General features: G+C 50.1%; 2 protein-coding genes. Both read right to left on the bottom strand.

Annotated elements, in window-relative coordinates; genetic code table 11:
- Positions 1–2: 2 nt before the first annotated feature.
- Positions 3–16,310 (bottom strand): non-ribosomal peptide synthetase, encoded by a 16,308-nt coding sequence (locus OWN49_RS00675; RefSeq protein WP_176283330.1) that lies wholly within the window; start codon positions 16,308–16,310, stop codon positions 3–5.
- Positions 16,300–26,841 (bottom strand): type I polyketide synthase, encoded by a 10,542-nt coding sequence (locus OWN49_RS00680; RefSeq protein WP_176283329.1) that lies wholly within the window; start codon positions 26,839–26,841, stop codon positions 16,300–16,302. The genes OWN49_RS00675 and OWN49_RS00680 overlap by 11 nt, the downstream gene beginning before the upstream one ends.
- Positions 26,842–26,852: the final 11 nt, after the last annotated feature.

Genomic DNA, 26,852 nt, shown 5'->3' on the forward strand with positions numbered 1-26,852 from the left:
CCTTAACTCAATTGTTGTACATGTCTTGTTACTTTAGGCTGATAGCTTCGCAGTTTTTGCATCGCCGAGCCGTGATGTTCAGGGTATACTTCTATCATTTCTTCCGGTTTTTCCTCCGGCTCTTCCGCCTGTTTCATCATGACGAACTGATTCAATGGGCCGCCGAGCAATCGTTCAAGCGCCGCCATTGCTTCGGGCGCTTCAATTGATCCGACTCCCGCCTGTTTCATCCGTTCTTGATATTCGGCAGATGATACGATTCCGACACTGCCCCAATAGCTCCAATTCATCACTGCCGCCGAATACGGCCGGACTTGAGCCAAATGAGCGGCAAAGGCATCTTTGAAACTGCACCCGGCAGCATAATTGCTTTGTCCGGCCGCTCGTGCAAATGATTGAACAGATGAGAAGAACAAAGCAAAGTCCAGCGGCTCATTTTGGAACACGCGGGCCATATTCACGCTGACATTGACTTTTGCAGCGAGCACGCTTTTCAAACGACTTTCCGGCATATTCGCCAGGCTCTGATCCTCTAAAACAATTGCGGAATGGATGATTCCGTTAATTTGCGGGTGCGTGCGTTTAATCGTTTCATATGCCCGTGTGAGCTCATCCGGATTTGCCGCGTCAGCTTCAATATAAATCGGCGCCGGCCCAAATTGGCTGAGTCTGTCGATTTTTTCCTGGATGGCGCTGTTATGTTTTCGTCTGCCGATCCAAACGACTCGCGCCTGATACGTTTTCACGGCATATTCGCTCCATGCCTCGCCGATGCCCCCCGCGCCGCCGATGACGACATAAACGCCGCCTTTTTGGTAAGCGGGCCGGCTTGACACCGGCTGCTGTACAGGAATAAGGCGCTGTTTGTACCAGTGATTGTTCCGGTACGCCCAAGTGTTGCCTTGCTCATCAAACGGCGCTGAGAACAGCTCCGCCTTTGAAACATCTTCCGGACATCCGGCATCAATCAGCCGTGTTTGCCAGTTCGGATACTCTTTTGCGAGCGAACCGATCAAACCGTGAATGCCTGCATGAGCCGGATCAATGATGTCCGCCGGCTGTACGGACTGTGTTTTTATTGTGACTGCAGTCAAGCTGATTCGCTTGCCTCCGTATCCTAAAGCAAGCATCGCCTTAATCACTCTGTACATCTGGATGACGCCCGCATCTTGAGCTTTCACCATGTCATCATCGCTGTGAAAAGGAGCGATCCATACGATATGCCCGAAAGACCCTCTTGCTTTCATTTCAGCCGCAACAGCCTCTATTTCATCCTCCGGGTTGATATGAAGCCGTTTCGCAGAAGGATGATGCAATTGAAAAGCCGCGCTTTCCTCATCCCCTGCGATAAAGACAACCTCTTCCGTCTTATATGCCGGGCTTTGGTCACGGAATTCCGCAAGATCCCATACCGGAGCCAGAAGGTTTGCTCCATTTAATGATGTTTCCGGCGCCGGGCCTTCCATCATTCTGGAAGAAATCCCTTTAATCCTGACACAGACGCGGCCTGTCTCATCGCATAAGTCAATGTCCAGCCGCTGTATTTTTTCATCCGTTCCCCGGGAGCTGACATACGCCCACATGCTTGTCGTGCACGGGCTGAAAATGTCCAGTTCCTCAAGGGCGAACGGCAGTGACAGCTGGTTATCACCTGCATGCAGCTTCAGTCCGATTGTCGCTTGCAAAGCTGAATCAAGCATACACGGGTGAAGAACGTATTGATCTGCCGTTTCTTCGAGGAAGGAAGGCAGACGGAGCTCAGCTAATGCTTGATTGCTTCCGATATGAATGTGCTGAATTCCTTGTTGTCCGGGACCGTAGTCAATGCCGATTTTGCTGAATAAACCGTAACACTGCTCAGAAGTCAGCATGCTGCGACCGCATTGAGCTTTCAGTGCGCCTATATCACGGTGCGGAGCCTCACCGGCGCCGAGAATGCCGGCAGCCCCCTGACAGTGTATCTGCCTGCCGCTTGCTTCTGTTTGTGAATCGGTGTAAATGTCATACACGATTTCACCGTTTTCCCTCGGGTTCAGGCTGATTTGCGCTTCAATCGGGCGGTTTCCCGCTTCGATCGGCCGAACCCAAACGATGTTTTTCAGACGGATGACAGAAGGACGTTCCTTTTGCCCTTTGACTGCCTGAGCAACCGCCGCCCTGGCCATTTCCAAGTAGGCAACGCCCGGCATGACCGGCTTGCCTTTAATAAGATGATCGGTGAAAATCGTCTCTTGTCCCGTAAATTCGGATCGGTACCGCTGCTCTGTTAAATCCGATACATTTTCGTGAAGCAGCGGGTGCAGCACCCGCGCCGTCGGCACAGCTTGCGGTTTTTCTGCTTTCGGCCGGTTGTCCGTGATCCAGTACCGCTCTTTCGCAAACGGGTAAGCAGGAAGACTCATCCGTTGGGGCTTGATATCAGAATATAAGCCGTCCCATTTGATATCCGCGCCCTGCACCCATAATTCCGCAAGCTTGCCATTCTCTCGGCGGCTTATCAGCTCTTCGATATCCGCTTCGCCGTTTGCGCCTGCCAGAATGGATTTCAGCGGGGTTTTACCCGCCCCCGCTTTTCCTTTATAAATGCCCGCTTTGTCATAACATCCTTTCGCACAGCTCTTTAGCTTGTCCCGCAGTTCTTCGGCCGAGGAAGCGATAATGGCCGCTCTTTCTTCCATCGCATCACGTCCCTGCTGAAGCGTGTAAGCAACATCGGCAAGATCCGCATCCGTAAAAGAAGCTTGCGCCAACTGTTGCGCCTGTTCCTGCAGACGTTCTTCTTCTTTGGCCGACAGCACAAAGATTTGAGGGTGTGTGAAAACAGCTGTTTTTCTTTCTTCCTTCGGGATATATTCTTCAATGACGACATGGGCGTTTACGCCGCCGATGCCGAAAGAACTGATTCCCGCACGGCGCGGCAGATGATTGCCGTTTTCGTCTTTCAATGCCGTCCATTCTCTTTTTTCCTGTACGATGTAAAACGGACTGTCTTTCAGCTTGATATACGGGTTGATGACCTCGCTGTGGAGGCTTTTTGCAAGTGTTTTATGCTTCATCTGCATCAGCACTTTGATCACACCCGCGACACCGGCTGCCAGTGACAGGTGGCCGATATTGGTTTTAGCCGATCCCAGACCGCAGTGACTCGCGTAAACGGCGGAATCGCCTGTTTTTTCGTACAGCTTTTGAAAGGCGGATTTCAGGCCGTTGATTTCGACCGGATCGCCAAGCTCCGTTCCGGTTCCGTGCGCTTCTATATAAGTGACGGTTCTCGGATCAATGCCTGCTTTGTCATAAGCCGTTCTGACGACTTCCGCCTGGGCTTTCGGGTTCGGTGTCGTCAAGGAGTTCGCGCGTCCGCCGTGGTTGACCGCGCTGCCTTTAATGACGCCGTAAATATGATCGCCCGCTTTTTCCGCTTCTGACAGCTTTTTCAAAAACAGAATTCCGGCACCTTCACTGACGGCAAATCCGTCCGCCCTGTCGGAGAACGTTTTGCATTTCCCTTCTTTGCTCAGCGCACCCGCTTTGTCATAAGCGATGTGGCCTTGCGGTGTGACGACGGTATTCACGCCGCCGGCGATCGCCATCTCGCAGTTCCCGTTTTCAATGGCGCATACGGCGTGATGAATCGCGACCAGCGAGCTGGAACAAGCCGTGTCGATCGGTTCACTCGGCCCGTGCAGATTGAGCATATAGCTGACGCGGTTCGGCCCTGCTGACGGACTCATATTTGCGGCTGACGCACCGCCGATATCCAGGTCGGAAAACAGTGAGCCGTATCCGGTATTCCCCGTGCCGATATACAGGCCTGTTTTCGTGCCGGAAAGGCTTTTAGCGGAATATCCCGCATCTTCTATCGCCTTCCACGCATACATCATTAACAAGCGCTGCTGGGGATCCATCTGTTCGGCTTCCAGCGGTGAAATTCCGAAGAACAGCGGATCAAATTCCGCAACTCCGTCAATAAATCCGCCCCACTTTACATTTGTTTTGTTGGCTTCGTTAAGCGGGTCACCGTAATACTCCCGCCAGTCCCAGCGATCCGCCGGCACCTCTGTTATACAATCTTTTCCCTCTTCTAAATTGCGCCAATACTCATCAATATTTGCGGCTTTCGGAAACACTCCGCTCATGCCGACAATGGCAATCGGTTCCGGTTTATGTTCAGCCGCAGTCTGAACAGGCTGTACGGCTGTTTTTGCAAATCGTTTGTTCCCTGCCAGTCTGATGCCGCCATCATCTGTTACACCGCTTTGTTTTTCTTCTTTCGGCTGTGTGCTGCCTGCAAATTGTGTTTGATAGTCTTCTGCTAAATGATGCGCCAAGGTTTGAATCGTCGCATATTCAAAAAATATGGTCGGTGTGAGATCAAGCTGATAAGTGTCATTCAGCTTGTTGGCGAATTCCGTCAGCGTAATGGAATCAAATCCGTATTGATTGAACTCCAATTCGATATCGATTTCTTCAATGTTTATTTTCAGAAGCCCGGAAACTTCTTTTGCCAGCAATTCCTGAAGTTTGGCCGTCAGGTCTTTCGGCGCAGGCGTTTCCTCCGTTTTCTTAACCGGTGCAAAAGCGGCTGCGGGAGTCTTTTGAAGCAGTTTTTCCCGCATTACGGCGCGGTTTCCTTCCATGACGAGCACACTTGTTTTCCCCATGCTCCATGCTTTGTAAAGAGCTTCTATTCCGGTTTCAGTGCGCATCGGTGTTACGCCGGTTCTTTTTTCGGTGAGCTTCGCCATTTCTTCGTTGACTTGCATTCCGCCGTCTTTCCAAAGCGGCCAATTGATTGACAATGTGTGACCGTGGCGGTACATTGCCGTAACCAGCGCGTTGCGGTATGCCGCATAGCTGTCCATAAATGCGTTTGCCGCCGCATAATCCGCCTGTCCCGCATTCCCGGTGACACCGGAAATGGATGAGAAAACGATGAAAAAGTCCAGCGCTAAATGCTCGGTTGCTTCATCAAGGTTGACAAATCCGTCCGTTTTAGGAGCCAATACACTGTAAAACTCTTCGGTTGTTTTCTTTGCGATATATTGATCTTTCATCACACCCGCGCTATGAATGATGCCGTGAAGGCCGCCATATTCCGTTTCAATTGTTTTGACCAGGTCTGCCGCAGTTTGAGCGTTTGTTACATCAGCCTGTTTGTACTCCGCTTTTGCTCCGAGTGATTCAAGCGATTGCAGCTGCATCCTTTGATTCTCGCTTAATGCGGAACGGCCTGTCAAAACCAGTGTCGGCTCTTTAACTTTCCGGGCAATTTCTTTCGCGAAAATAAATCCTAAGCCCCCGGCTCCTCCGGTAATGAGATAAATGCCTCCGTCGTTCCACGGAATGCGTATTTTTCCGCCGGACACGGCCGTTTCTTTGACATCTGCGCTGTATCGGATGCCGTTTTCATATTTGATATGGCTGTCATCAGCCCTTGTTTTATTTTCTCTGATGATGTCTGTGATTCTGCCGTTTTCCGCCGGTTCTATTTCAATCAGCTGGGTTTTCAGTTTTTTATGTTCCAGGCCGGCTGTTTTTAACAGAGCTGAAATCCCTGAGAGCAGCTGATGCTTATCTGTTTTAGCGAGAACCGTCTGGATAAGGACGTCTCCTTCCGTCTCTTCCTTCAGCAGTTTTTGCAGCGTCTCCAATATCCGTCCTGTATAATCACGGAAGCGCGCCGCCGCTTTCCCGTGCGGGGAGGTCATTTCAATACATTCAGCTCCCGCGGCTTCAACGGCTTGTTTTAATCCGGCGTCTGTGTCACAAAGCATTACGATATGCCGGGCAAAAACCGGTTCCGTTTGAACGGCAGTTTCATCGCTTCGTGTCCATACCGGCTCAAGCATGAGCGTTTCCGGAGCTTTTTCTTTTTTCTCAGGTTCTTTTTCAGCCGTTCTGAATGACAAACCTTTCAGACTTACGCAAACCTTGCCGTTTTCATCACAAATATCAAGATCGCGCTTTTCAATCTGGCCGGCTTTGTGGTCTTCAGAAAGTCTGGCGTAAACCCACATCTCGGCAGCGCATGCGCTGAATACTTCAAGCTCCTGAACCGCAAACGGAAGCATCAGTTTTTCATCATTTGTTCCGGTTAATATGCTTGATGCCTGCAATGCAGAGTCCATTAAGCCCGGATGCATGACATACTCCTGCACCGTGTCCGCACAAGCCGTATCAAGAGACAGTCTGCCCAATACGAAATCATCACCTGTATAAATCGCTTTGACACCCCGGAAAGCCGGGCCGTAATCAAAACCGATTTTGCGGTACATATCGTACACTTCATCTGCAGAAAACGGTGTCTCGGCGGATTGTGATCTCAGTTTTTGCAGATCAATGACCGGAGCCTTTGCGTCAGGGCGGACTGATACTGCCCCTTGGCTGTAAACGGACGGCTGATCTGTTTCCCGGCCGCTGTAAATGTCGAATTGAACGTCATTTGCCGTTTCAGGAATGAGGCGGATGTTGACATGGACCGGCTCGTCTTCAATGGTGATCGGCCGCACCCAAACCGTATTCTTAAGCTTGATGCTTCCTTGTCCGGCCGGTACTTCAGATGCCTGTTCCATTGCTGCGCGCGCCATTTCAAGATGTGCCACACCCGGTAAAATCGGCACGCCTTTTACAACATGATCCGCAAGGTAAAATTCTTCTCCTGTATAGATTGAGCTGAACCGCTGTTCTGCAAGGTTTGAAGTATTTCTGTGCAGAAGCGGATGAAGCGCGTCTTGTTTTCCGGCAGATACTGTGCTTGTTTTTTCGTGTTTTCCGGTGTGTTTCGCCGCCCAATAGCGGTCTTTTGCAAAAGGATACGACGGCAGGCTCATGCGTTTAGGCGGCCGGTCTCCATACAGCTTCGCCCAATCGACGTTCAGCCCTTTGACCCATAATTCAAGCAGCTTCGCGTATTTGCCGCGTGCCATCCATTTTTCAACGGCTTCTTGAATTTCTTCATCTTCCGTCAGCATTTGCAGCGTGCCTTTGTCTATTCTTCCTCTGTACAAATCCGCATGCTTATCTCCAGTGATAAACTGTGACAGTTTTTCCTGCAGTTCTTCTGCGGATCCGGCAATAACCGCCAGGCGTTCTTCCATGGCGTCCCTTCCGATTTGGAGAGTATATGCCATAGAAACGAGGCTGGAATGATCGTACCGTTTTTCAGTAAGCGCACGTTTCAGCTGTTTTGCCTGCTCTTTCAGGCGTTTTTCATTTTTGGCGGACAGAACGAAAAGACATGGGTCGATATGAGAATCATCTGCTTCCTCTCTGTCTTCTGGAATGTATTCTTCGATGACGACGTGGGCATTTACGCCTCCGATGCCGAATGAGCTGATGCCCGCGCGGCGCGGCTGTTCGTTTCCGCGTTCGTCCGTCTGCGTCTTCCATTCCATCGTCTCCCGCACCAGATAAAACGGGCTGTCTTCAAGCTGAATGTACGGATTTACCGTCTCACAGTGGAGACTTTTGACTAATGTGCGATGCTTCATCTGCAGCAAAATTTTAATAATGCCCGCTGCTCCCGCGGCAAGGGATAAATGGCCGATATTCGTTTTGACCGACCCTAAGCCGCAATAGCCGGCCGCTTTCTCTTTTCCGTCTGCAAACGAGCTGAACGCTTGTTTCAGGCCGTTAATTTCAACGGGATCCCCCAGTTCTGTTCCGGTGCCGTGCGCTTCGATATAAGAGACTGTTTTCGGATCAATGCCCGCTTTTTTGTATGCGGCTTTAATGACTTCCGCCTGTTGTTTCGGGTTAGGCGTTGTTAAAGATGCCGCACGGCCGCCGTGATTCACCGCGCTTCCTTTAATGACGCCGTAAATATGGTCCCCATCCGCCTCAGCGGCTTTCAGCTTTTTGAGGAAAAAGAGCCCGGCTCCTTCACCATGGGCAAAACCGTCAGCCTGATCGGAGAACGTTTTGCATCTTCCTTCTTTACTCAGCGCGCCCGCTTTGTCAAAACTGATATACACATCCGGAAGAACAATCGTATTGATTCCTCCCGCCAAAGCCATGTCGCACGTCCCTTCTTCAATTGAAGAAACGGCATGGTGTATGGCAACGAGCGAGCTTGAGCAGGCGGTATCAATCGGCTCGCTCGGCCCGTGCAGATTGAGCGTATAGCTGACACGGTTCGGTCCGACAGACGGACTTGTATTCGCCGCGGATGACCCTTCAATCGCCGCATCGGCATTGGCTAAAAGAGAACCGTAGCCGGTGTTTCCGGTCCCGATAAACACACCTGTCTTTGTGCCTGAGAGACTCTTTGACGCATATCCGGCATCTTCAATCGCTTTCCACGCATACGTCAGCAAGAGGCGCTGCTGAGGGTCCATTTGCTCCGCTTCCCGGGGTGAAATCCCGAAAAACAACGGATCAAATTCGGCAATTCCGTCAATAAACCCGCCTTGGTTGACGTTTGTTTTATTTGCTTCTTTTGCGGGATCCCCGTAATAGTCCCGCCAGTCCCAGCGGTCTTTCGGAATCTCGGTCATGCAGTCTTTGCCTTCTTTCAGGTTCTGCCAGAAAGCTTCAATGTCTTCTGCCATCGGGAAAATCCCGCTGATGCCTACGATTGCGATCGGTTCCGGCCCTTGGTCCCGCTGCACTGTCTGCGGAAGTGTCTCAGGCAGAGTGCGGCGCCGCTTAACGGCCGGGCGCGTGATTTGAGTCTCTTTTACCGGTCTTGCCGATTGAACCGTTTTTGTATTTACCGCAAACCGTCCGGCAAATTCCTCTTCGTATTCACTGATTAAATGAACGGCAAATTCATGGATTGTCGGATGATCAAAGAAAATCGTCGGCGTTAACGTAAGCCGGTACGTTTTGTTTAACTGGTTCGTAAACTCAGTCATCGAGATAGAATCCAGCCCGTATTTTGTCATTTCTTCGTGAGGATCAATTTTGTCAATGTTTACTTTTAACAGTGAGGCCGTCTGCTGTTTTAACAGATGCTTCACTTTTTCAAGCAGGCTGTCAGCATCAATGTCATGACGTACGCCGGTCTCTGCTTCCGGATGATCATTCTCTTTGCGAAACAGTTTTGCTTTCATGTTTTTCACATCTCCTTCAAGAACCGTCATCCGGGCTGTCCCGCTCATCAAGCCTTGATATAAAGCCTTGATGCCGGCATCTGTGCCGAGCGGTGCGATTCCCGCCTCCTGCATCAGCATATCTTCCGTCTGCTTTCCTGCCTGCATTCCGCCTTCTTTCCATAACGGCCAGCTGACAGAAAGCGTCTTTCCGTATCTTTGTCCTGCGGCTTGTAAAGAACGGCGGTGCTCGGCATACATCTCCATAAAGACATTTGCAGACGCATAATCAGCCTGGCCGACGCTTCCAAGCACACCTGATAAGGATGAGAAGACAATAAAGACATCTAATTTCTCATGTTGTGACGCTTCATCAAGATACACAAGGCCCTTCACTTTCGGAGCGAGAACGTGTTGGAATTCCTCTGCCGTCTTCTTCACCATGTAGTTGTCTTTTATAATGCCGGCACTGTGAACAATCCCGTCCAGCTTGCCGTGCCGTTTGCGGATATTGCGGATCAATCGGTATACTTCTGCTTCGTCCGTGACATCGGTCTGCTCGTAGAAAACAGAAGCGCCGGCAGCACGTACTGTTTCCAGCATGTCTTTCTGCTTTTCTCTGAGAGCGGACCGGCCGGTTAGTATGATGACGGCGTCTTTTGTACGGTTTGCGATCTCTTTTGCAAAAATCAGACCTAAACCTCCGGCACCTCCTGTAATGAGATAAACGCCTTCGTCTTTCCACGGAATATCCGGCTCCGCTTGAGAAATATCCACCTCTTCCCAATCAGCGGCAAAGCGCTTGCCGTCTTCATATTTCACATGGACGCTTTCGGCATGCATACGGTTTTCGGACGCTTTTTCCGCGATGCCTTCAGCACTTTCTTTCTCCTCGGCTTCGATCATTTGACAGATCAGCTTGGAATGTTCAAGGCATGCGGTTTTGAAGAGGCCGGTAATGCCTGAGAACACCTGCTGTAAGCCTGCTGACCGCGTAACAGCCTGAAAAAGCACGCGGCCCTTCGGCTTGCTTTTCATTATGGTTTTGATATGGCCAAACAGCTGACCCGCATAAGAATGATACCGCTCTGCAATAGATGCGGGACGATCGTCCAAGATAATGACGCTTGCATGTTCAAGCTTTGCTTCGACAGCTTGTTTAACGGCTTCATCGAACTCACAAAGGAAAATGATATGCTGTTCATACGAAGGCGCATGATCGGCCGGTTCCGGCTGCTCTTTCCAGACCGGTTCAGCGAGCAATGTGTCCGTACGGCTGATGGGAACGCCGGCACCCGCATTTTCTTCCATGATCCGCGTTGAGAAACCTCTCATCCGCACACAAAGCCCGCCGTTATTGTCATATAAATCAATATCTGCTTTTTGGATAGGATCGCCGGCTTTATTGTTCGCACTGAATGTGACGTGCACCCACATATCATCAGCGCACGGATTCAGAACGTCCAGCTCCTCTAAAGCAAACGGCAATGCGGCTTTGAATGGTTCCCCGCTTTCTGCCAGCAGCGCTCTCGTCACGTTTTGCAAATATTCGGCGGCCTGAAGCGCACCGTCCATCATACTCGGATGAAGGATATAATCAGCTTTCGTATGGGAGACGGATTCAGGAAGCTTCAATTTAGCAAGCAGACGGTCTTCGCCTTTGTATACAAGCTGTACACCTTTGTAGCCCGGCCCGTAATCAGCTCCGATCATTCCTTTGTAAAACGCTTGAGATTCGATTGTTCCCTGCGTGCACCGGCGCTTCAGCTGCTCAATATCCGCCGCTTCCTCCGGTTCCTTCCGGATGATTTCAGCGATGCCCTGATTATAAAGGGGAGCTTCTTCACCGATAGAATCGTTACCGCCGTACATTCTGTATTGAATCTGTCCGTCCTCTTCTTCATAAAGTCCGATATGGACACGGACAGCGTCCTGATCGGCTATCACCGGGCGTACCCATACGATATTCTTTAAGCGCAGGCCGAGAGAATCCTCTGTTGCCCCGCCGATGCTTTTCTCCGCCGCGGCCCGTGCCATCTCAAGGGTGACGGCAGCCGGCACGATCGCCATTCCTTTAATGATATGCTCGGCAATAAAATACTCTTTTCCCGTGAATTCCGAACTGAACCGCTGCTCCTGCAAGACGGATGTATTCTGATGTACCAGCGGATGCAAAAACTTGGTATCAGTTTGCTTCACAGTTTCTTCCGGCCAGAAGCGCTCCTCTGCGAACGGGTAGGTCGGCGCACTGATTCTTCGCGGCGCGGAATCCTGATACAATAAGCCCCAATCAACACGCGCTCCTTCAATCCAGAGCGCCGCAAATGCTTTCAGCTTTTCATCACGTGTCTGACATGCCGCAAGCTCTTCCATCTCCTGAGCCGACACTTCTCTGCTTCTCACTTTTTTGCCCCGTAAGATGTTTTGGTCATTGCCGTTGATAAAATCCTGCAGCTGACGCTTCAAATCGTGATGATCATGACTGATAAAAACGGCTCTCTCTTCCATCGCTTCACGTCCGGTCTGATACGTAAATGCCAGATCATGCAAGGAAACATCGTTTTCGGCTTCATCCAGAAAGCCGGATAAACAAGATGCATAGGCAGTAAGACGCTGCTTATTTCTCGCTGACAGCGGAACGATATAAGGCGGCTGTCCGTCATTTAATCCGCTGATCGTTTTGTTTTCATACTGTTCAAAAATGGCGTGTGCGTTTGTTCCTCCGAGTCCGAATGAGCTTAACGCTGCCCGGTGCGGCGTCTCTCTCTCCGGAAGCAGTTTTCTCTTATCCGCCACATAAAACGGCGAACCGCTGAATTTGATATTCGGGTTCGGTGACGTGTAATTAATGGTAGGCGCCAGCTCCCGATGATATAAACTCATGGCGACTTTGATGCACCCGGCCAGACCCGCTGCTGTATCCAAATGCCCGATATTCGTTTTTACGGAGCCGATTCCGCAATACTGCTCCCGGTCCGTGTAACGTTTATACACTTGCTGCAGCGCGGACATTTCAATCGGATCACCCAATGTCGTTCCAGTGCCGTGCGCTTCGATATAGGAAATCGTCTCCGGGTGAATATTCGTGCTGTCTAAAACATGCTGGATGACGTCAGTCTGACCTTTTACACTCGGTGCGTAAAAACCGACTTTATCCGCTCCGTCATTGTTCAGACCGATGCCTCTGAGCATGGCGTATATGTGATCTCCGTCCTGAACGGCTTGCGACGCCTTTTTCAGCAGAATGACGGCCGCTCCTTCTCCGCCCGCCATACCGTCGGCTGAAGCGTCAAATGCCTTGACATGCCCGTCGCTTGAAAAATTCAATCCGTTTTGATGCACATAGCCGATGCCGGTCGCTGCATGCAGCGTTGCTCCGCCGACGAGCGCGTATTCCGATTCTCCGCTCGTGATGCTTCTATAGGCTGAATAAAGACCGACTAATGATGATGAGCAATTGGAATGAACGAAATAGCTTGGCCCTTTTAATCCGAGCTTATGGGAAACCATCGTCGGAATCGTGCCGCTCTGCGCTAACACCCATGAGACATAGCCGTCAGGAGATTCATGGCCTTCTGTCGTTTTTTCCGGTAAAAGCGACCGATACGAATTATTGCTTGCCGACATATATACGCTTGTCTTCGGAATCTCTTTGGATACATATCCCGCGTCCTCGACGGCTTTCCAAGAATGAAGCAGCAGAAGCCGAAGCTGAGGATCCATAAATTCTGCGTCTTTCGGAGAAATGTGAAAGAACTCAGGGTCAAAGAGATCTTTTCCTTCTATCGTCGATAATGCCGGCACATAGTCGGGATTTTCGATCAAATCTTCAGGCACGCCGGCTTCCCGAAGTTCTTCTTCCGAGTAGAACCGGACGCTTTCCTTTCCTTCTCTTAACTGCTTCCAAAACTCATGATGATTTTTCGCGCCGGGGAACTGGCAGGAAATCCCCACTATCGCCACACTGTCGTCAAAGTAAGACGGCACCCCGTTTTGCGGTGTTTGTTCTCTTTCTCTTTCATCTTGGCCTGATACCTCTGATTCAGCCGTCTGTTTAGTTTCAACAATAAATCGGCTGATCGCCTGAATGGTAGAGTGTTCGAATAAATCCGTGACGGTAAAATCGCATTCCAGCTCCTGTTTAATGCGTTCTGCCGCCGCAACAGCCAGAAGCGAGTCGCCTCCCACATCGAAAAAGCCGTCTTCGGTTTTGATGCCCGCCGTATTCAGCAGGTCTTCCCATATTGCGGTCACTTTCGCTTCCGCTTCTGATAACGGCAGTCTGCCCGTCTTTTCAGACCTGTGAACAATTACCTTGCGCTGTTTTAGGTCTTTGCGGTTCACTTTTCCGCTCGGTGTTAACGGCAGCGCATCCAGACGGATAAAATGAGCAGGCGCCATATAATCCGGCAGACTCGATAAAAGATGGTTGCGGAGCGCTTTTTCATCAGCCGTATGACCGGAGCGGGCCGTATAATAAGCAATCAGCTTTTTATGTCCGTTCTTTTCCTGAACAACAACCGCCTGATCAAGAATGTCCGGATGTTCGTTCAATTTCGTTTCAATCGCTCCCAATTCGATGCGGAAGCCGCGAATTTTCACCTGACTGTCAATCCGGCCGGCATATTCTATATTTCCGTCAGGCAGCCATCTGGCTAAATCACCTGTCTTGTAAAGTTTTTCTCCTTCACTAAACGGATTATCAATAAATGATGCCGCCGTCAGCTCAGGCTGATTGTAATAGCCTCTGGCCAGACCGGCGCCGGCCACGCAAAGCTCCCCGGCCACACCGTCAGGGACGGGGCTGAGCTTTTCATCGACGATATAAAGCCGCGTATTGTGAATCGGTTTCCCGATCGGCGTATTCCTGCTTGTGATTTCCTTTTGGCCGCAGCTGTAGTAAGCGGCATAAATAGATGTTTCCGTCGGGCCGTATATGTTTTCAATTCTGGCATGTTTGAAGATGGAAACTGACTTTTTGACTAAATCTTTCGGAAACGCCTCACCGGCCACCATCACATATTTCACAGGGCCGTCTTCTGTAAATGCCGTATGCCGCTTTACCGTTTCCAGAAATACATTAAACACGGCGGGAGCAAAATTCAGGTGCGTGACCTGGTGGGTTTGGATGTATTCCATGCAAAGCTGCGGATTTTTTTCTGCACCAGGCGGCAAAATGACAAGCCGTCCGTTTCCGATAAACCAGCCGAATAATTCAGAAATCGAAACGTCAAATACGTAATTCGTTTTTAACAAATAGGCATCCTCTTGTGCGACCGGATACTCAGCTTCCAAAAACTGCAGCGTATTCATGATGGCCCTGTGCTCAACCATGACGCCTTTCGGTTTTCCCGTGCTTCCGGACGTATATAGAATATAAGCGAGATGATGCGGTTTTGAACGCGGCGTCAGTTTTGCCCCGCTGACAGAACGTCCGCTGTTTTCAATTTCCACCGTGCTCACACCGCCGATGGCCAACTGTTCAATCATGCCGCGCGTCTTTGCTTGCGTTAATACGATTGAAACGCCGCTGTCAGTCAACACGTGCGCCATCCGTTCGTTTGGAAAAGCCGGGTCCAGCGGCACATACGCGCCTCCCGCTTTTAAAATGGCGAGGATGCCGATGACCATCTCAAAAGAACGCTCCGTACAAATGCCGACCGGGCATTCCGGTGTGACGCCCTTTTCTTGCAGGTGCACGGCGAGCGCCGTGCTTCGTTCATCTAATTCGCGATATGTAAGACTGTTTTCACCGAATGTGACGGCTTCTCTGTCAGGGTGGCGTCCGGCTTTTTCCGCAAACACTTCATGAATGCAGCGCTCATTCGGCTGATGGGATGAACGGCTTGCTTCACGTTTTTGATTGAGCAGGCCGGAACAGGCTTCAAAAGCGATCTCCGGATCAGAAAGCACCTTTTCTGCCAGTTTCATATAATGCTCCGCCATCCGTTCGATGAAAGAAGGGCTGTAGACATCCGGGTTGTACAGAAATTGCAGGACGGTTCCTGTTTCTTTTTTATAGACTTCAAGCGCAAGCTCAAATTCGCCTTCCTGATGAATGTCTTCTATCATTTCGATGCCGAGTGATTGATATAGTTCCGCCAGCTTTTCCGCTCCTTCTGTCCGGAAGAAGTTTTGATAGAAAAACGCGGTTTGAAAAACAGGCGAAACCGCAGGCGAGCGTTCCGTCTTCAATTCTTTGACAAGCGCGGGAAACGGATACGCGGCATGGTCCAGCCCTTCTGCCAGTGTCAGCTGCAGCTCCTTCAAAAACGCCGTAAAGGATTTGGCGCCCGTCTCCCTGCTTCTGACCGCGATCATATTAATAAAGTATCCGATGACAGACTCAAATTGAGCCTCAGAGCGCCCCATCGTCGGCATGCCGACGATGACATCTTCCTGATTCGTATATTGATAGAGCAGCCCTTTGAAAATAGCGAGATACACAACGGATTCATTGACATTATGTTTTTGGGCGCACACTTTAATCTGCCGGTTCAGTTCATCAGGAAGCAAGCGCTGATACGCCTGCCCTTTGCAAGTTTGAACCGATGATCTCGGATAATCCGACGGAAGCTCAAGCACCGGCAGCGGTCCTTCCAGCTGCTTTTTCCAATAAGAGAGATGCGTTTTTCCCGCTTCGCTTTCCAGCAGCTCTTTTTCCCATTTCACAAAATCATGATAATCTGCGGCCTGCTGAACCATGACAGGTTCTTTGCCTTCACTTGCTTTTACATAAGCGTCCAGCAGCGCCGACATAAACGTCATAAGAGAGACGCCGTCAAAAATGATATGGTGAATGGTGATTAACACAATCGGCTCCCGCTTCGCCCGCCGGAATACATGAACACGAAGGAGCGGCCCGGTTTCAAGCGCGAACGGTTCTTTTGCTTTTTCTTTAATAAACGAAAGAACGTCACGCCCGCTTAATTCAGAAAGATCCATTTCTTCAATCGGAAAATGCCGATCCGTATCTTCTATCTGATACGGAAGGCCGTTTTCCTCTTTTATCACACTGGTCAAAATAGGGTGCTGGCGCTGCACGGACAAAAGGGCGTTTTTGAATGTCTCGATATCCAGCTTTTGAAAACGAAAGCATAACGGAATGTTATATGCGCTCATCTCCGGAAACATTTTCTGAAGCATCCACAAACCTTTCTGGCCTTCAGAAAGCGGACGTTTTGCAGTTGTCCGCTTGAAAGCCTGGAGCTTTTGTTCTACTTCAGCGATGGTGAGCGTTCCTGATCTGTAGGCATCGAGAAGTTCTTTATGATTCATAGGTCTTACTCCCTTCTATGATGTCTTGCACTCTTTTAAAATCTAATGTCCCCTCAGAGACCTGTTTCATCATGGCGATGATCTCCTGATCCGTATACTCCTTGTTATCCGGAGCGGCGGCTTCTGTTTCGGTTTCTTCCGTTCGGTAAAACGTTTCGATCGTTTCTTTGTGTTCTGTCAGGTAATAGCTGATGACGTCTCCGAGCGTGGCATAGCTGTAAAATAACGCCGGAGTAACTTCAATGCCGTAATGACTCGACAAAAGAGCGGCAAATTTGGCTAAATAGATGGAATCAAATCCGAATTCCGCCCAGTTTTTATGCAGGACGAGTTTATCTTTAGATATTTTCAGCAGACTGTGTATCAGCTCTTTCAAATCCGCTTCGAGCCGTTTTTCCGTGCTTTCTTCCGGGATGCGGCGGCTCACGGTTTCCAAAAGCGCATCCGGTTTTGATGATTCGTCCCGCCGTATGCCTAAAAATCGTTCGGCACGGCTTCTTTTGCCGGCAATGACAAGGCACTGGGTGTTGTCTTGAGAAATGATGCGCTCAAACAGCTCAATGCCTTCATCTGTTTCTAACAGGCGCTGGCCGCTTGATTTCAGGTACATGCCCGTCGTCTCTTCACCGCCGACGGCCATTCCGCCGTTTTTCCAGACCGGCCAGTTTATGACAAAAGCGTTTCCGCTTTCGGATTGTTCGTTTTTATAGCGGGCATACGCCATTTGGAACCTGTTCGCGACCGCGTAATCACAGCAGCCGAAATCTCCTAAAACAGCCGATGTGGATGAAAAGTAGCAGATGAAATCAGGCGTTTCGTTTTTCAGCCACTCGTCAAGAAGCAGGCTTCCGTTTATTTTCGGTTCAAGCGTACTGCGGAAATTCCCGATTTCATTTTCAAAGACGGATGTTCTGCTTTCGATGCCCGCCGCATGAATGACGCCGTGAATGGCTCCGAATCGTTCTTTCGCGCGCTTGATGCAGTCGCCCATTCCGATCGGATCACAAACATCGGCTTCGGCGTAAAGAACACCCGCGCCGAGATTTTCCAGGCCTTTCATTTTTTCTTTCTTTTCTTCATTGATCGGCGACCGCCCCGTGAGAATGACATTTGCCTGGTAGTTCCGGGCGAGATGGCGGGCAAATAAGTAGCCGAGCCCTCCTAATCCGCCTGTAATGAGATATGTTCCGCCGGTTCTGATCCTGCCGTTTTCTTTCGTTAGTCCGGTTGGTTCGGTGTGATAGACATATCGTTTTCCCTCTTCCAAGAAAACGGTATGGTCTGTTTCAGCTTTCAGCTCATCCCAAATGGTTCTCATCCAGTCCGTTATGGCCGCACCGGCTTTTCTGAAGTGGCCGGTAACACTTGTTTTCGGGAGAACAATGCCGAGCGAACGCTCAAAGCCGATCCATGATTCCAAGTAGCACCTTTCCAGACCGGATGCATATTCCCCCGCCAATAACAGCCTTTCCGGCTGCAGACCGGTCTCAGCCATTGCTTTGAGAATATGGACAATACATGAATAATCTTCGATGCAGCTTTTATCTTCAAGCGCCCATAAATACAAAATGGCGGAAGCTTCACCGTACTCTTTTTGAATATCCGCAAAAGCGTTCACATATGATTGCGGATCTTCCCGCACCACTTGGCAGCGGCCGGCGGACAAGGCCTCATACCGGTCTCCCTGAGCGATAAAAATAACGTCAATGTCACTGTCATACGATTTGATCACAGAGACGGCTTCCTGCTGCTTCTTCTGATCAGTTAAGAAAGAAATCACCGTTTCGACTTGTTTTTCTCCGGCAGCCGGCAGAGCCTGTTCTTTAAGAACTTCTCTAAAAGCCATCACTTCAAACTGTTCTGCCGGATCAGTTTCATCAGCCGGCGCCTTAACGGGCGCAGCCTTGCTTTGTACAGGCTGCTGATGCCAGAAGCGTTCTTTCGCAAACGGATAAGCAGGCAGGCTGATGCGGGCCGGAGGACGGTCTCCGTATAATTTCGCCCAATTGATGTCCAATCCTTTTACCCAAAGCTCAAGCAGCTTAGAATATTTTCTTTTGCTGATCCAAGCGTCTATGATTGTTTCCATATCATCATCCGCCGAAAATACGGCAAGCATCCGTTTGTTTTCTTCCGTGCCGTCACGGTGCAGTCCGGCGCTGTTTTGTTCGGCAATAAATCCGTTCAGTTTTTCCTCAAGTTCATGTAGTGAATGGACGATAAAACCGAGACGCTCTTCCATCGGCACCCGGCCAGTCTGGAGAGTAAAGGCTATGCTCATAAGGTCGCTGCCGTTGTATCTTTTTTCACGGATAGCGTCTCTGAGCTGTTTTGCTTTTTCAGTGAGCCGTTCGCTGTTTTTCGCGGACAGGACGATGATGGCGGGCTGATCTGCCGGCGTCTCATCAGGCACTTTGTCTGCCGTATATTCTTCTATGATAAGGTGGGCGTTTGCTCCTCCCGCGCCGAAGCTGCTTAACCCCGCCCTTCTCGGAAGCTCTTTGCCGCCGATGACGGGACGTTTCCACTCACCGAGCTCCTGCTGAACGGCAAACGGCGTATACGCGAAATCAATATTTGGGTTCAGCCGTTCCGCGTGCAGGGACGGCGCAATTTGGCGGTCTTTGAGCTGGAATAATATTTTTGTCAGACCCGCAATGCCCGCTGCGCTTTCGCAATGGCCGATATTTGATTTTGCTGAGCCGATGGCGCAAAACTGTTTGTCTGTTGTATCCTCTTCAAATGCTTTCGTTAATCCGGCGATTTCAATCGGATCCCCTAATGCGGTCCCCGTGCCGTGGGCTTCAATATAACTGACGGTGCGCGCCGGGACGTTTGCCCTTTCGAAAGCTTCTTTTATTAAGGCGGCCTGCGCATTCGGATTCGGAACGGTGTATCCGTTCGTTTTGCCTCCGCTGTTAATGGTGCTTCCTTTAATCACACCGTAAATGTGATCGTTATCGGCGATCGCTTGGTCCAACGGCTTTAACACGACCGCTCCCACGCCTTCTCCGTCGACAAAACCGTCCGCGCGGTCTCCGAACGATTTACACGTGTCGCTTGCGGAAAGCATGTTCATGACTGACAGATTCATATAATGAATCGGGGCGGTCACTATGTTTACGCCACCAGCAATCGCGCATTCGCTTGAACCGCTGTATATGCTCTCAAGTGCCAGATGAATGGCCGTCAAAGAAGAGGAGCAGGCTGTGTCAACGGCAATGCTCGGCCCTTGGAAATCAAAAAGGTAAGATACCCTGTTGGCAATGGACCAGTAGCCGTAGCCTGTCGGGTAGTTTTTGTTCATCGCGCCGGCAAAAACACCGATTTTTCTGCTTTGGCACAGATTGTCAGGCGTATAGCCGGCATCCTCGATACTCGCATACGCCGTTTCTAAAAATAATCGCTCCTGCGGGTCCATTCGCTCCGCTTCCAAAGGAGAAATCTGAAAGAACAGCGGATCAAACTTGTCCATATCCTCAATGAAGCCGCCCCATTTCGTATAAATAGAGCCTTCTTTACCTTTCTCTTCATCGTAGTAATCCTGCCAGTTCCAGCGTTCCCGCGGGATTTCTTCTATGCAGTTTTTTCCTTTTTTAATATTGGCCCAAAGCTCAGCCGCTGTTTTTGCCTGCGGGTAGCGTCCTGAAACACCGATGATGGCCACGTCGCGAACCGAACTTTGCCGGACGGGCTCTTTGGCTGCCCGCTTTTCCCTCCGCCGCCAGTCAGTGCGAAGCGGCTTAGCCGGCTGTACAGCCTGCGGTTCTGGTGTTGCCTTCTGTTCTTCCTGAACAGGCGTTTGTCCTGTCAGTTTGATCATCGCGTCTTTTTTCGTTTTGATTAAGTGAGCGACGAGCGCCTCGATCGTCTGATATTCAAAAAATAAAGTGCTGCTGACTTGGTCCAATACATTTCGTAACGCGTTTGTCAGCTGTACGACGACGATAGAATCAATTCCGTATTTTTCAAGCGGCGCTTTCGGATCAATTTGAGCCGGCGGAATTTTTAATGTTTCTCCGATTAACGTTTTCAAGTACTCGGTGCTTTTTTCTGTTAAAGACGTGTCGCCTTTTTGCACCGTTGTTTGCGCCTGAAGTTCCGGCGTATATGCTGCTTTTGGCGGAGCGGTCCGTTTTCCGGCCCCTGATGTAAGCGTTTTTTGGCGAACAACGCCGTTGCTTTTTGCCGCTATAATCTGATGGCTTAATTCATGTGCCGCTTCTGCCGGGAAGAAGACAGAATGCCAGCCTTCACTTTCTAACACGCGCTTCCAGCTTTCCGGATACAAGCCCGGGCACCCCGGAATACGAAGGGCGGAATCTTCATGCAGCCACCAGCCTTCAAGCAGTCCGAAAGTAATATGCGGGAACAGGCTGTTTCCCGCCATTTCATTTAAGAGCAGCAAACCGTTGTCTTTTAAAACGGCTTTGGCGTTTCTCAGCGTCTGGCGGATGTCTTTCGTCGCGTGGAGCACATTGGCGGCAACGACGATGTCGTATGCGCCCGGCTCTATGTCCTGGCCGGCAAGCGGCGCTTCTGCGTTAAAAAGCTTATACGTCAGATAAGGATTCCGTTTGCCGTATTCCGTCTCCGCATGCACGAGAAAAGCTTTCGATACATCGGTGTAACAGTATTCTTTTATATAGTTTTGATACGGCCTAAGCTTTTCAAATATGCCTGCGCTTGTGCCGCCTGTGCCCGCTCCGATTTCCAGTATGCGGATCTCGGCTTTTGAATGTTTGCTGATGTTTTCTTTCACATACGCCGTTAATGTATCTGACAGAGCGCTGTTAAAGTAATCCGCGACTTGATTGTGCTTATAAATTCCTTCAACAAGTTCCATTGAAGAGTGCGGGAACATGATGTCAGTCGCCGGCACGTCTTCGCGCAGAATGTCCGGCAGTGCTTTAAGCATCGTCTCGGCTAAAACAGTCATCGCTTTTGTATCGGCGTTATTGAGCCATTCCTCTTTTTCCTGCTCCCATTTTTGCCATAGCGAGGCGGTTGTGTCTTCGGCTCGCGCCGACAAATTATATGAATCCGCATTCCCTTCCAGATAACCATGTTCCAGAAGGAAAGCGATCGTTTGATTGAGCCATTTTTTAAAATATTCGTGTTCGGGCTCATACGCTTTAAGGCTTTGCGGCGTCAGCAAGTCTGCTTCTTTAAGCTGGGCGATCAAAAGCTGATACAGAAAATCATCGAGCTTTTGATGTTCAGCCTCTTTTACAAGACGTGCGCCGGGCGGAGCGGCCTTCAGCTGTTGTGAAGAGACAAGCGGCTGAGACGGATAAACGGAAATTTTTTCTGTTTCACTCATCCCTTCGACTGCGACCGGTTTTGTCGTATGAATGAAAGCCGCTTGATCAACCGGCAGCGTCATAAGGGTTTCAAGCGCCTCCATCGCAGCGTCCGGTTCGATCAATCCTAATCCGATCTGATCCATCAGCTGAATAAAATCGCCGTCTTCAGCCGCTTCGCTGTTGCCCCAATAGCCCCAATTCATGACTTTGACCGGACAATTCCACGTCTGATCAAGTTCTTTCGCAAATGCGTCACTGAAAGCGCATCCTGCGGCATAGTGGCTTTGTTTCACGTTATGGATAAATGCCACAAGCGAGGAGAAGAAGAGCGCAAAGTCAAGCGGCTCCTGTCCAAATACCTCCGCCAAGGACACACTGACATCGGCTTTTGCCCGCAGCACCGATTTGAACTCTTCTGTCTTCATATTATTTAAGCTTTGCTCAGACAGATCCATTGCCGAGTGGATGATTCCGTTCATTTTTGTGTGACGCTCTTTTATAAACTGATAAGCCCGCTCTAAGGAAGCACTGTCAGCGGCATCGGCGGAAACATATTCAGGCGCCGGGCCGAATGCGCTGAGCCGGTCGAGTTTCGCCTGTATGGAATCATTCAGTGTGCTTCTTCCGATCCAAATGATGCGTGCTTTGTAGCGGCGGATCATGTATTCACTCCATGCCTCGCCAAGATATCCGGCGCCTCCGATCACGGCATAAACTCCGCCTGTTTGGTACAGCGTGCCGTTTTTCGGCATATTGTCAAGCGGTATCAGCTGCCGCTCAAACAGCTGCTGATTGCGGTACGCCCAAATTTGACCGTTTTTTCCGGCAGAAAGACTGAGCGCCTCTTCGATCGGCCAGCTGCCGTCCGTTTCCGTGTCAATCATGCGGATATTCCAATGCGGATATTCTTTCGCCATTGTTCCGGCAAGTCCGCTGACTGCGGCTTGTGACGGGTCGGCGCTGTCTTGATCGGAAAACGGCTGGGCATTTGCTGTGACGATGCACCAGTCCAAATGTTTTTCTCCGTACCCCAAGGCAAGTAATGCTTTCATCAGCTTGAACACATGAAGAACGTTTCTTTCCTGTTCCTTGAGGCTGTCAGCACTCTCAGCCTGCGGAGCAAGCCAAATGATTTGCTCCAGTTCTTTTTGTCCTTCAAGCATGTGCGTAAGAGATGTGATATCATCCGTACCTCTGATCGGATAATAGGAAGCGTTCGGCAGATGTTCTTTTATGCGCGTATGCATTCTGTCAGTTTCACCGAAAACCGCAGTCTGCTTTTCCGCCGTTTTTGCTTTCTTCGTTTTTTTAAGTGCAACGGGCTCCCAAGCCGGAATCAGCATCGTATGGCCGACAGGCGCCTCCGGGGTTTCACCGCCTGCTGTTTGGCCTGTGTCAAGCGCCCGGACGGACGCGCCTTTCATCCGGACATAAACCGTACCGGCATCATCGCACATATCAATGTCAAATTTTCTTACGTTGTCATCTGCTTTGCTGCCTTCTGTGTACCGGATATATGACCAGATATGTTCAGGACACGGCCCGAACACTTCCACTTCCTGCATTGCAAACGGCAGAGAAAGCTCGTGGCTGTCTGCATCGTCATGTATTGAGCGGACAAGCAGACCGACGGAGGCGTGAAAAGCGGCGTCCATCATACTCGGGTGAAGCGTATACTGTTCTTTATTGTCATGTACGGCAGCCGGGAGTGAAATACGGGCCAATAATCGGTGTTCTCCGATCAGCAATTGCTGTACGCCTCTGTATGCCTCTCCGTAATCCAGACCGATCTTCTCAAAAGCACCGTAACATTCTTCCGCAGTCACGGTCCCTGAATTGCAGGAAGCTTTGACAGACTCGATATCAATCTGGGCGCTTCCCGGTTCGGTAATGACCGCTTCACCCTGGCTGTGAATAACCGGATCTTCGCCGTTTTCTGTTTCACTGAATATTTCATAGGTAATCTCACCATTATCTTCTGGATAAAGGGCAATATGTATTTCCTTCGGTTTGTCTTCAATCATGACCGGCCTGACCCAAACAACCTGCCTGAGTGTGACGCTATGGCCTTTTTCCGTCACGGCAGCGGCCTTTTTGACCGCCTCTCTGGCCATTTCCAAATAGGCGACACCCGGCAGTATTTTTTGTCCGTTGACGACATGGTCAGATAGGAAAAATTCATCTCCAGTAAAAAGAGACGTGAAGCGCTGATGCGAAAAATCTGACGTATTTTCTTGTAAAAGCGGATGCAGCACTGTGCCTGACACGCTTTTCTCCTGTTTTTTCTGCTGCGGAATCCAATAGCGTTCTTTTGCAAACGGATACGTCGGAACGCTTGTTTTACGCGGTTTACCCGAAGCGTACAGCCTATTCCAATCTATTATTTTCCCTTCTGCCCATAACTCGGCAAGCCGTATCGGATCATCCGTCTCTGGAGCGGTTTCGCTCAGTTCCGGCAGCTCGGCTTGTCCGCGCCAAAGACCGGGGATGTTTTCGTTTCCTTTTACGAAATCATTCAGCTTTTCTTTCAAGTCGCGGGTGTCATTTACAAGGAAGACAGCTCTCTCCTCCATTGCTTCACGTCCTGTCTGAAGTGTATAAGCCAGTTCAGACAGCACCGTCTTTTCTGAAAGCGATCGGGCTAATTTTTCCGCATAGGCCAGAAGCCTGTCTTTATTTCTTGCTGACAGCGGGATGAGTTTTGCTGCATCGTTCTCAGGTGCAGGCGCTTTTTGTTCAGGCTGAATGTATTCTTCTAAAATGATGTGGGCGTTCGAACCTGATGCACCGAAGGAACTGAGTCCGGCCCGGCGCGGATAATGTGTGACTTTTCCGTTTTCTTCGGCTGCCGGCTGCATCCACGGAGCAGTCTGCTGCTGTACGTAAAAAGGAGATCCCTCAAATTTCAGGTAAGGATTTAATTCCGCAGAATGCAGTGATTTGACAAGCGTTTTGTGATGAAGCTGCAGCGCCGCTTTTGTTAACCCGCTGATTCCCGCCGCTGATTCTGCGTGACCGATATTTGATTTGACCGAACCGATGGAACAAAATTGCTGATCCTGCGTCCCTTGGCTGAACGCTTTTGACAGACCTTCAATTTCAATCGGGTCTCCTAACGAAGTACCCGTGCCGTGGGCTTCCACATAACTGACGGTCCGCGGGCTGATACCTGCTTTTTTCAGACAGGCCTTAATGACTTCTGCCTGTGCAGCAGGACTCGGGACGGTAATTCCGCTTACTTTCCCGACGTGGTTAACGGCGCTTCCTTTAATGACCGCGTAAATGCGGTCGCCGTCTCGTTCGGCTTTTTCCAGCGGCTTGAGCAAGACCGCACCGACTCCTTCTCCGGAAACGTAGCCGTCCCCGCCCTCGCCGAATGTACGGCAGCGGCCGTCACTTGAGTGCATGCCCACGCTTCCGTAGCTGAGATATTTCGCCGGGTGCAGCGACAAGTTCACCCCTCCCGCAAGCGCGGCTTCACATTCGCCGCGGCGGATGCTTTCAATGGCCAGATGGACGGCGGTCAATGATGATGAACAAACGGTATCCACCGCGATGCTCGGCCCGTGGAAGTCACAATAATAGGACACTCTGTTGGCGATCTGCGCATAATTCAGTGAAACCGGAAAAGGATCAGTTTCAGATAATTGTTCTGCGCCGATTAAGGAATAATCTTTATGCATCACCCCTGCAAATACGCCGATCGGATGCTGTTTCTCCCCTTTATTTCCCAGCGTTTCAGGCGTATACCCCGCATCTTCAATCGTTTCCCAGCATGTTTCTAAAAACAGGCGCTCCTGCGGATCCATCGTTTCCGCCTCACGCGGTGAGATTCTGAAAAACTGCGGATCGAAACAGTCGGCATCGTCAATGAAACCGCCCCATTTTGATACTGTTTTTCCAGACGGGGACGTTACGTTTTGATATGTTTTCCAATCCCATCGGGACTTCGGAACTTCAGTGATGCAATCCGTGCCCGCCTTAAGGTTTTCCCAAAACTCCGCCACACTTTTCGCTTTCGGATAGCGGCCGGCCATTCCGATAATCGCGATGTCTCCGGTGTTTTTATGAAGTTCTGGCGCGTCCGGCGCCTCAGCTTCAGACCGTGATGGTTCGGCTGCACGTTCCTCCGCACATTCAAATGAACCAGTCTTTTTCAGAAAGACTGCGAGTTCTTTTATATTTGTATATTCAAAGAGAAGAGTGGGCGCGAGGTCCGCACCCGTCTTTTTACTGATATCCTGTACAATCTCAAGCAAAGAAGATGAATCCAGCCCAAGCTCGTAGTAGCCTGCAAGAACGTCCAGCGTCTCCCAAGGCTGCCCAAGCTTATCAGCCAAAAGCTTCTTTAAAAACAGAATGATGTCTTTTTCATCTGCGCTTTCCGGCTCAGTTGCAGCCTGTTGATTCTGTTCGGCTGTATTCGCGTCTTCTTCGAGCCGAACCGCTTTTCCCGTAATGTTTTTAAGCTCCGCCACCTTTTGTCCGGATCGGCTGAAGTACTCGATCGTCATCGTTGTGAGTTCTTTTTCCTGACGGACGCCGGAAGCGGCGATACGCGCCGTGCATTCTGATTGAAGCCTGTCAGCGGCCGTGAACGATTCATAATATAAAGGCAGGTGAAGCCGGTTTGTTTCTGAAAGCAAACCGCTCCCCCCGATCCCGCTCGCATCCAAAAGGGCCGGATGGAATAAAAAGAAATCTTTTCCTTCTTCGCAAGAAAGCTCAGCCAGCATGCCGCCTTCTGTTTCGTACAATCGTCCGTTCGATTTCATCATACCGGAATGAACCAAGTCATGATCCAGACAGCGGTTATACATGTCATCAAGATTCAGAGACCTGGCTGACTGCTTCACATCGCCGAAATCAATGGTTTCGTCAAATGTGACAGCGTCTCTTTTCACCATTTCAGCCGTCGCATATTGTATATTGTCTGACAGCTCGTCACCTTGCTGTTTCTGCCCTGAAAGGGAGATGAGCCACTTTCCATCTCCGCTATCAGAACATTGAATGGTCAGAATGATTGCAGCCGTTTCACTGACGGTTAAAGGCTGATAAATCGTAACATGCTTCAATTCGAGCTCATTGTATACATAACCGTGTTCCTGAAAAACCTGATAAATCAAATCGATATAAGCAAGACCGGGCAATACCGCTTCACCAAAGACCATATGGCCCTTCATGATGGGATGATCCAGTGAGATATTGATTTTTTCCGATATCATTCCTTCCCACT

The organism is Bacillus sp. NEAU-242-2 (assembly GCF_027853835.1).
In the GTDB taxonomy this organism is placed as follows: domain Bacteria; phylum Bacillota; class Bacilli; order Bacillales; family Bacillaceae; genus Bacillus; species Bacillus velezensis.

Bases quoted from the DNA above. Each gene is read 5' to 3' on its own strand.
- OWN49_RS00675 (WP_176283330.1), bottom strand. From the start codon at position 16,310: ATGAATCATAAAGAACTTCTCGATGCCTACAGATCAGGAACGCTCACC.
- OWN49_RS00680 (WP_176283329.1), bottom strand. From the start codon at position 26,841: ATGATATCGGAAAAAATCAATATCTCACTGGATCATCCCATCATGAAG.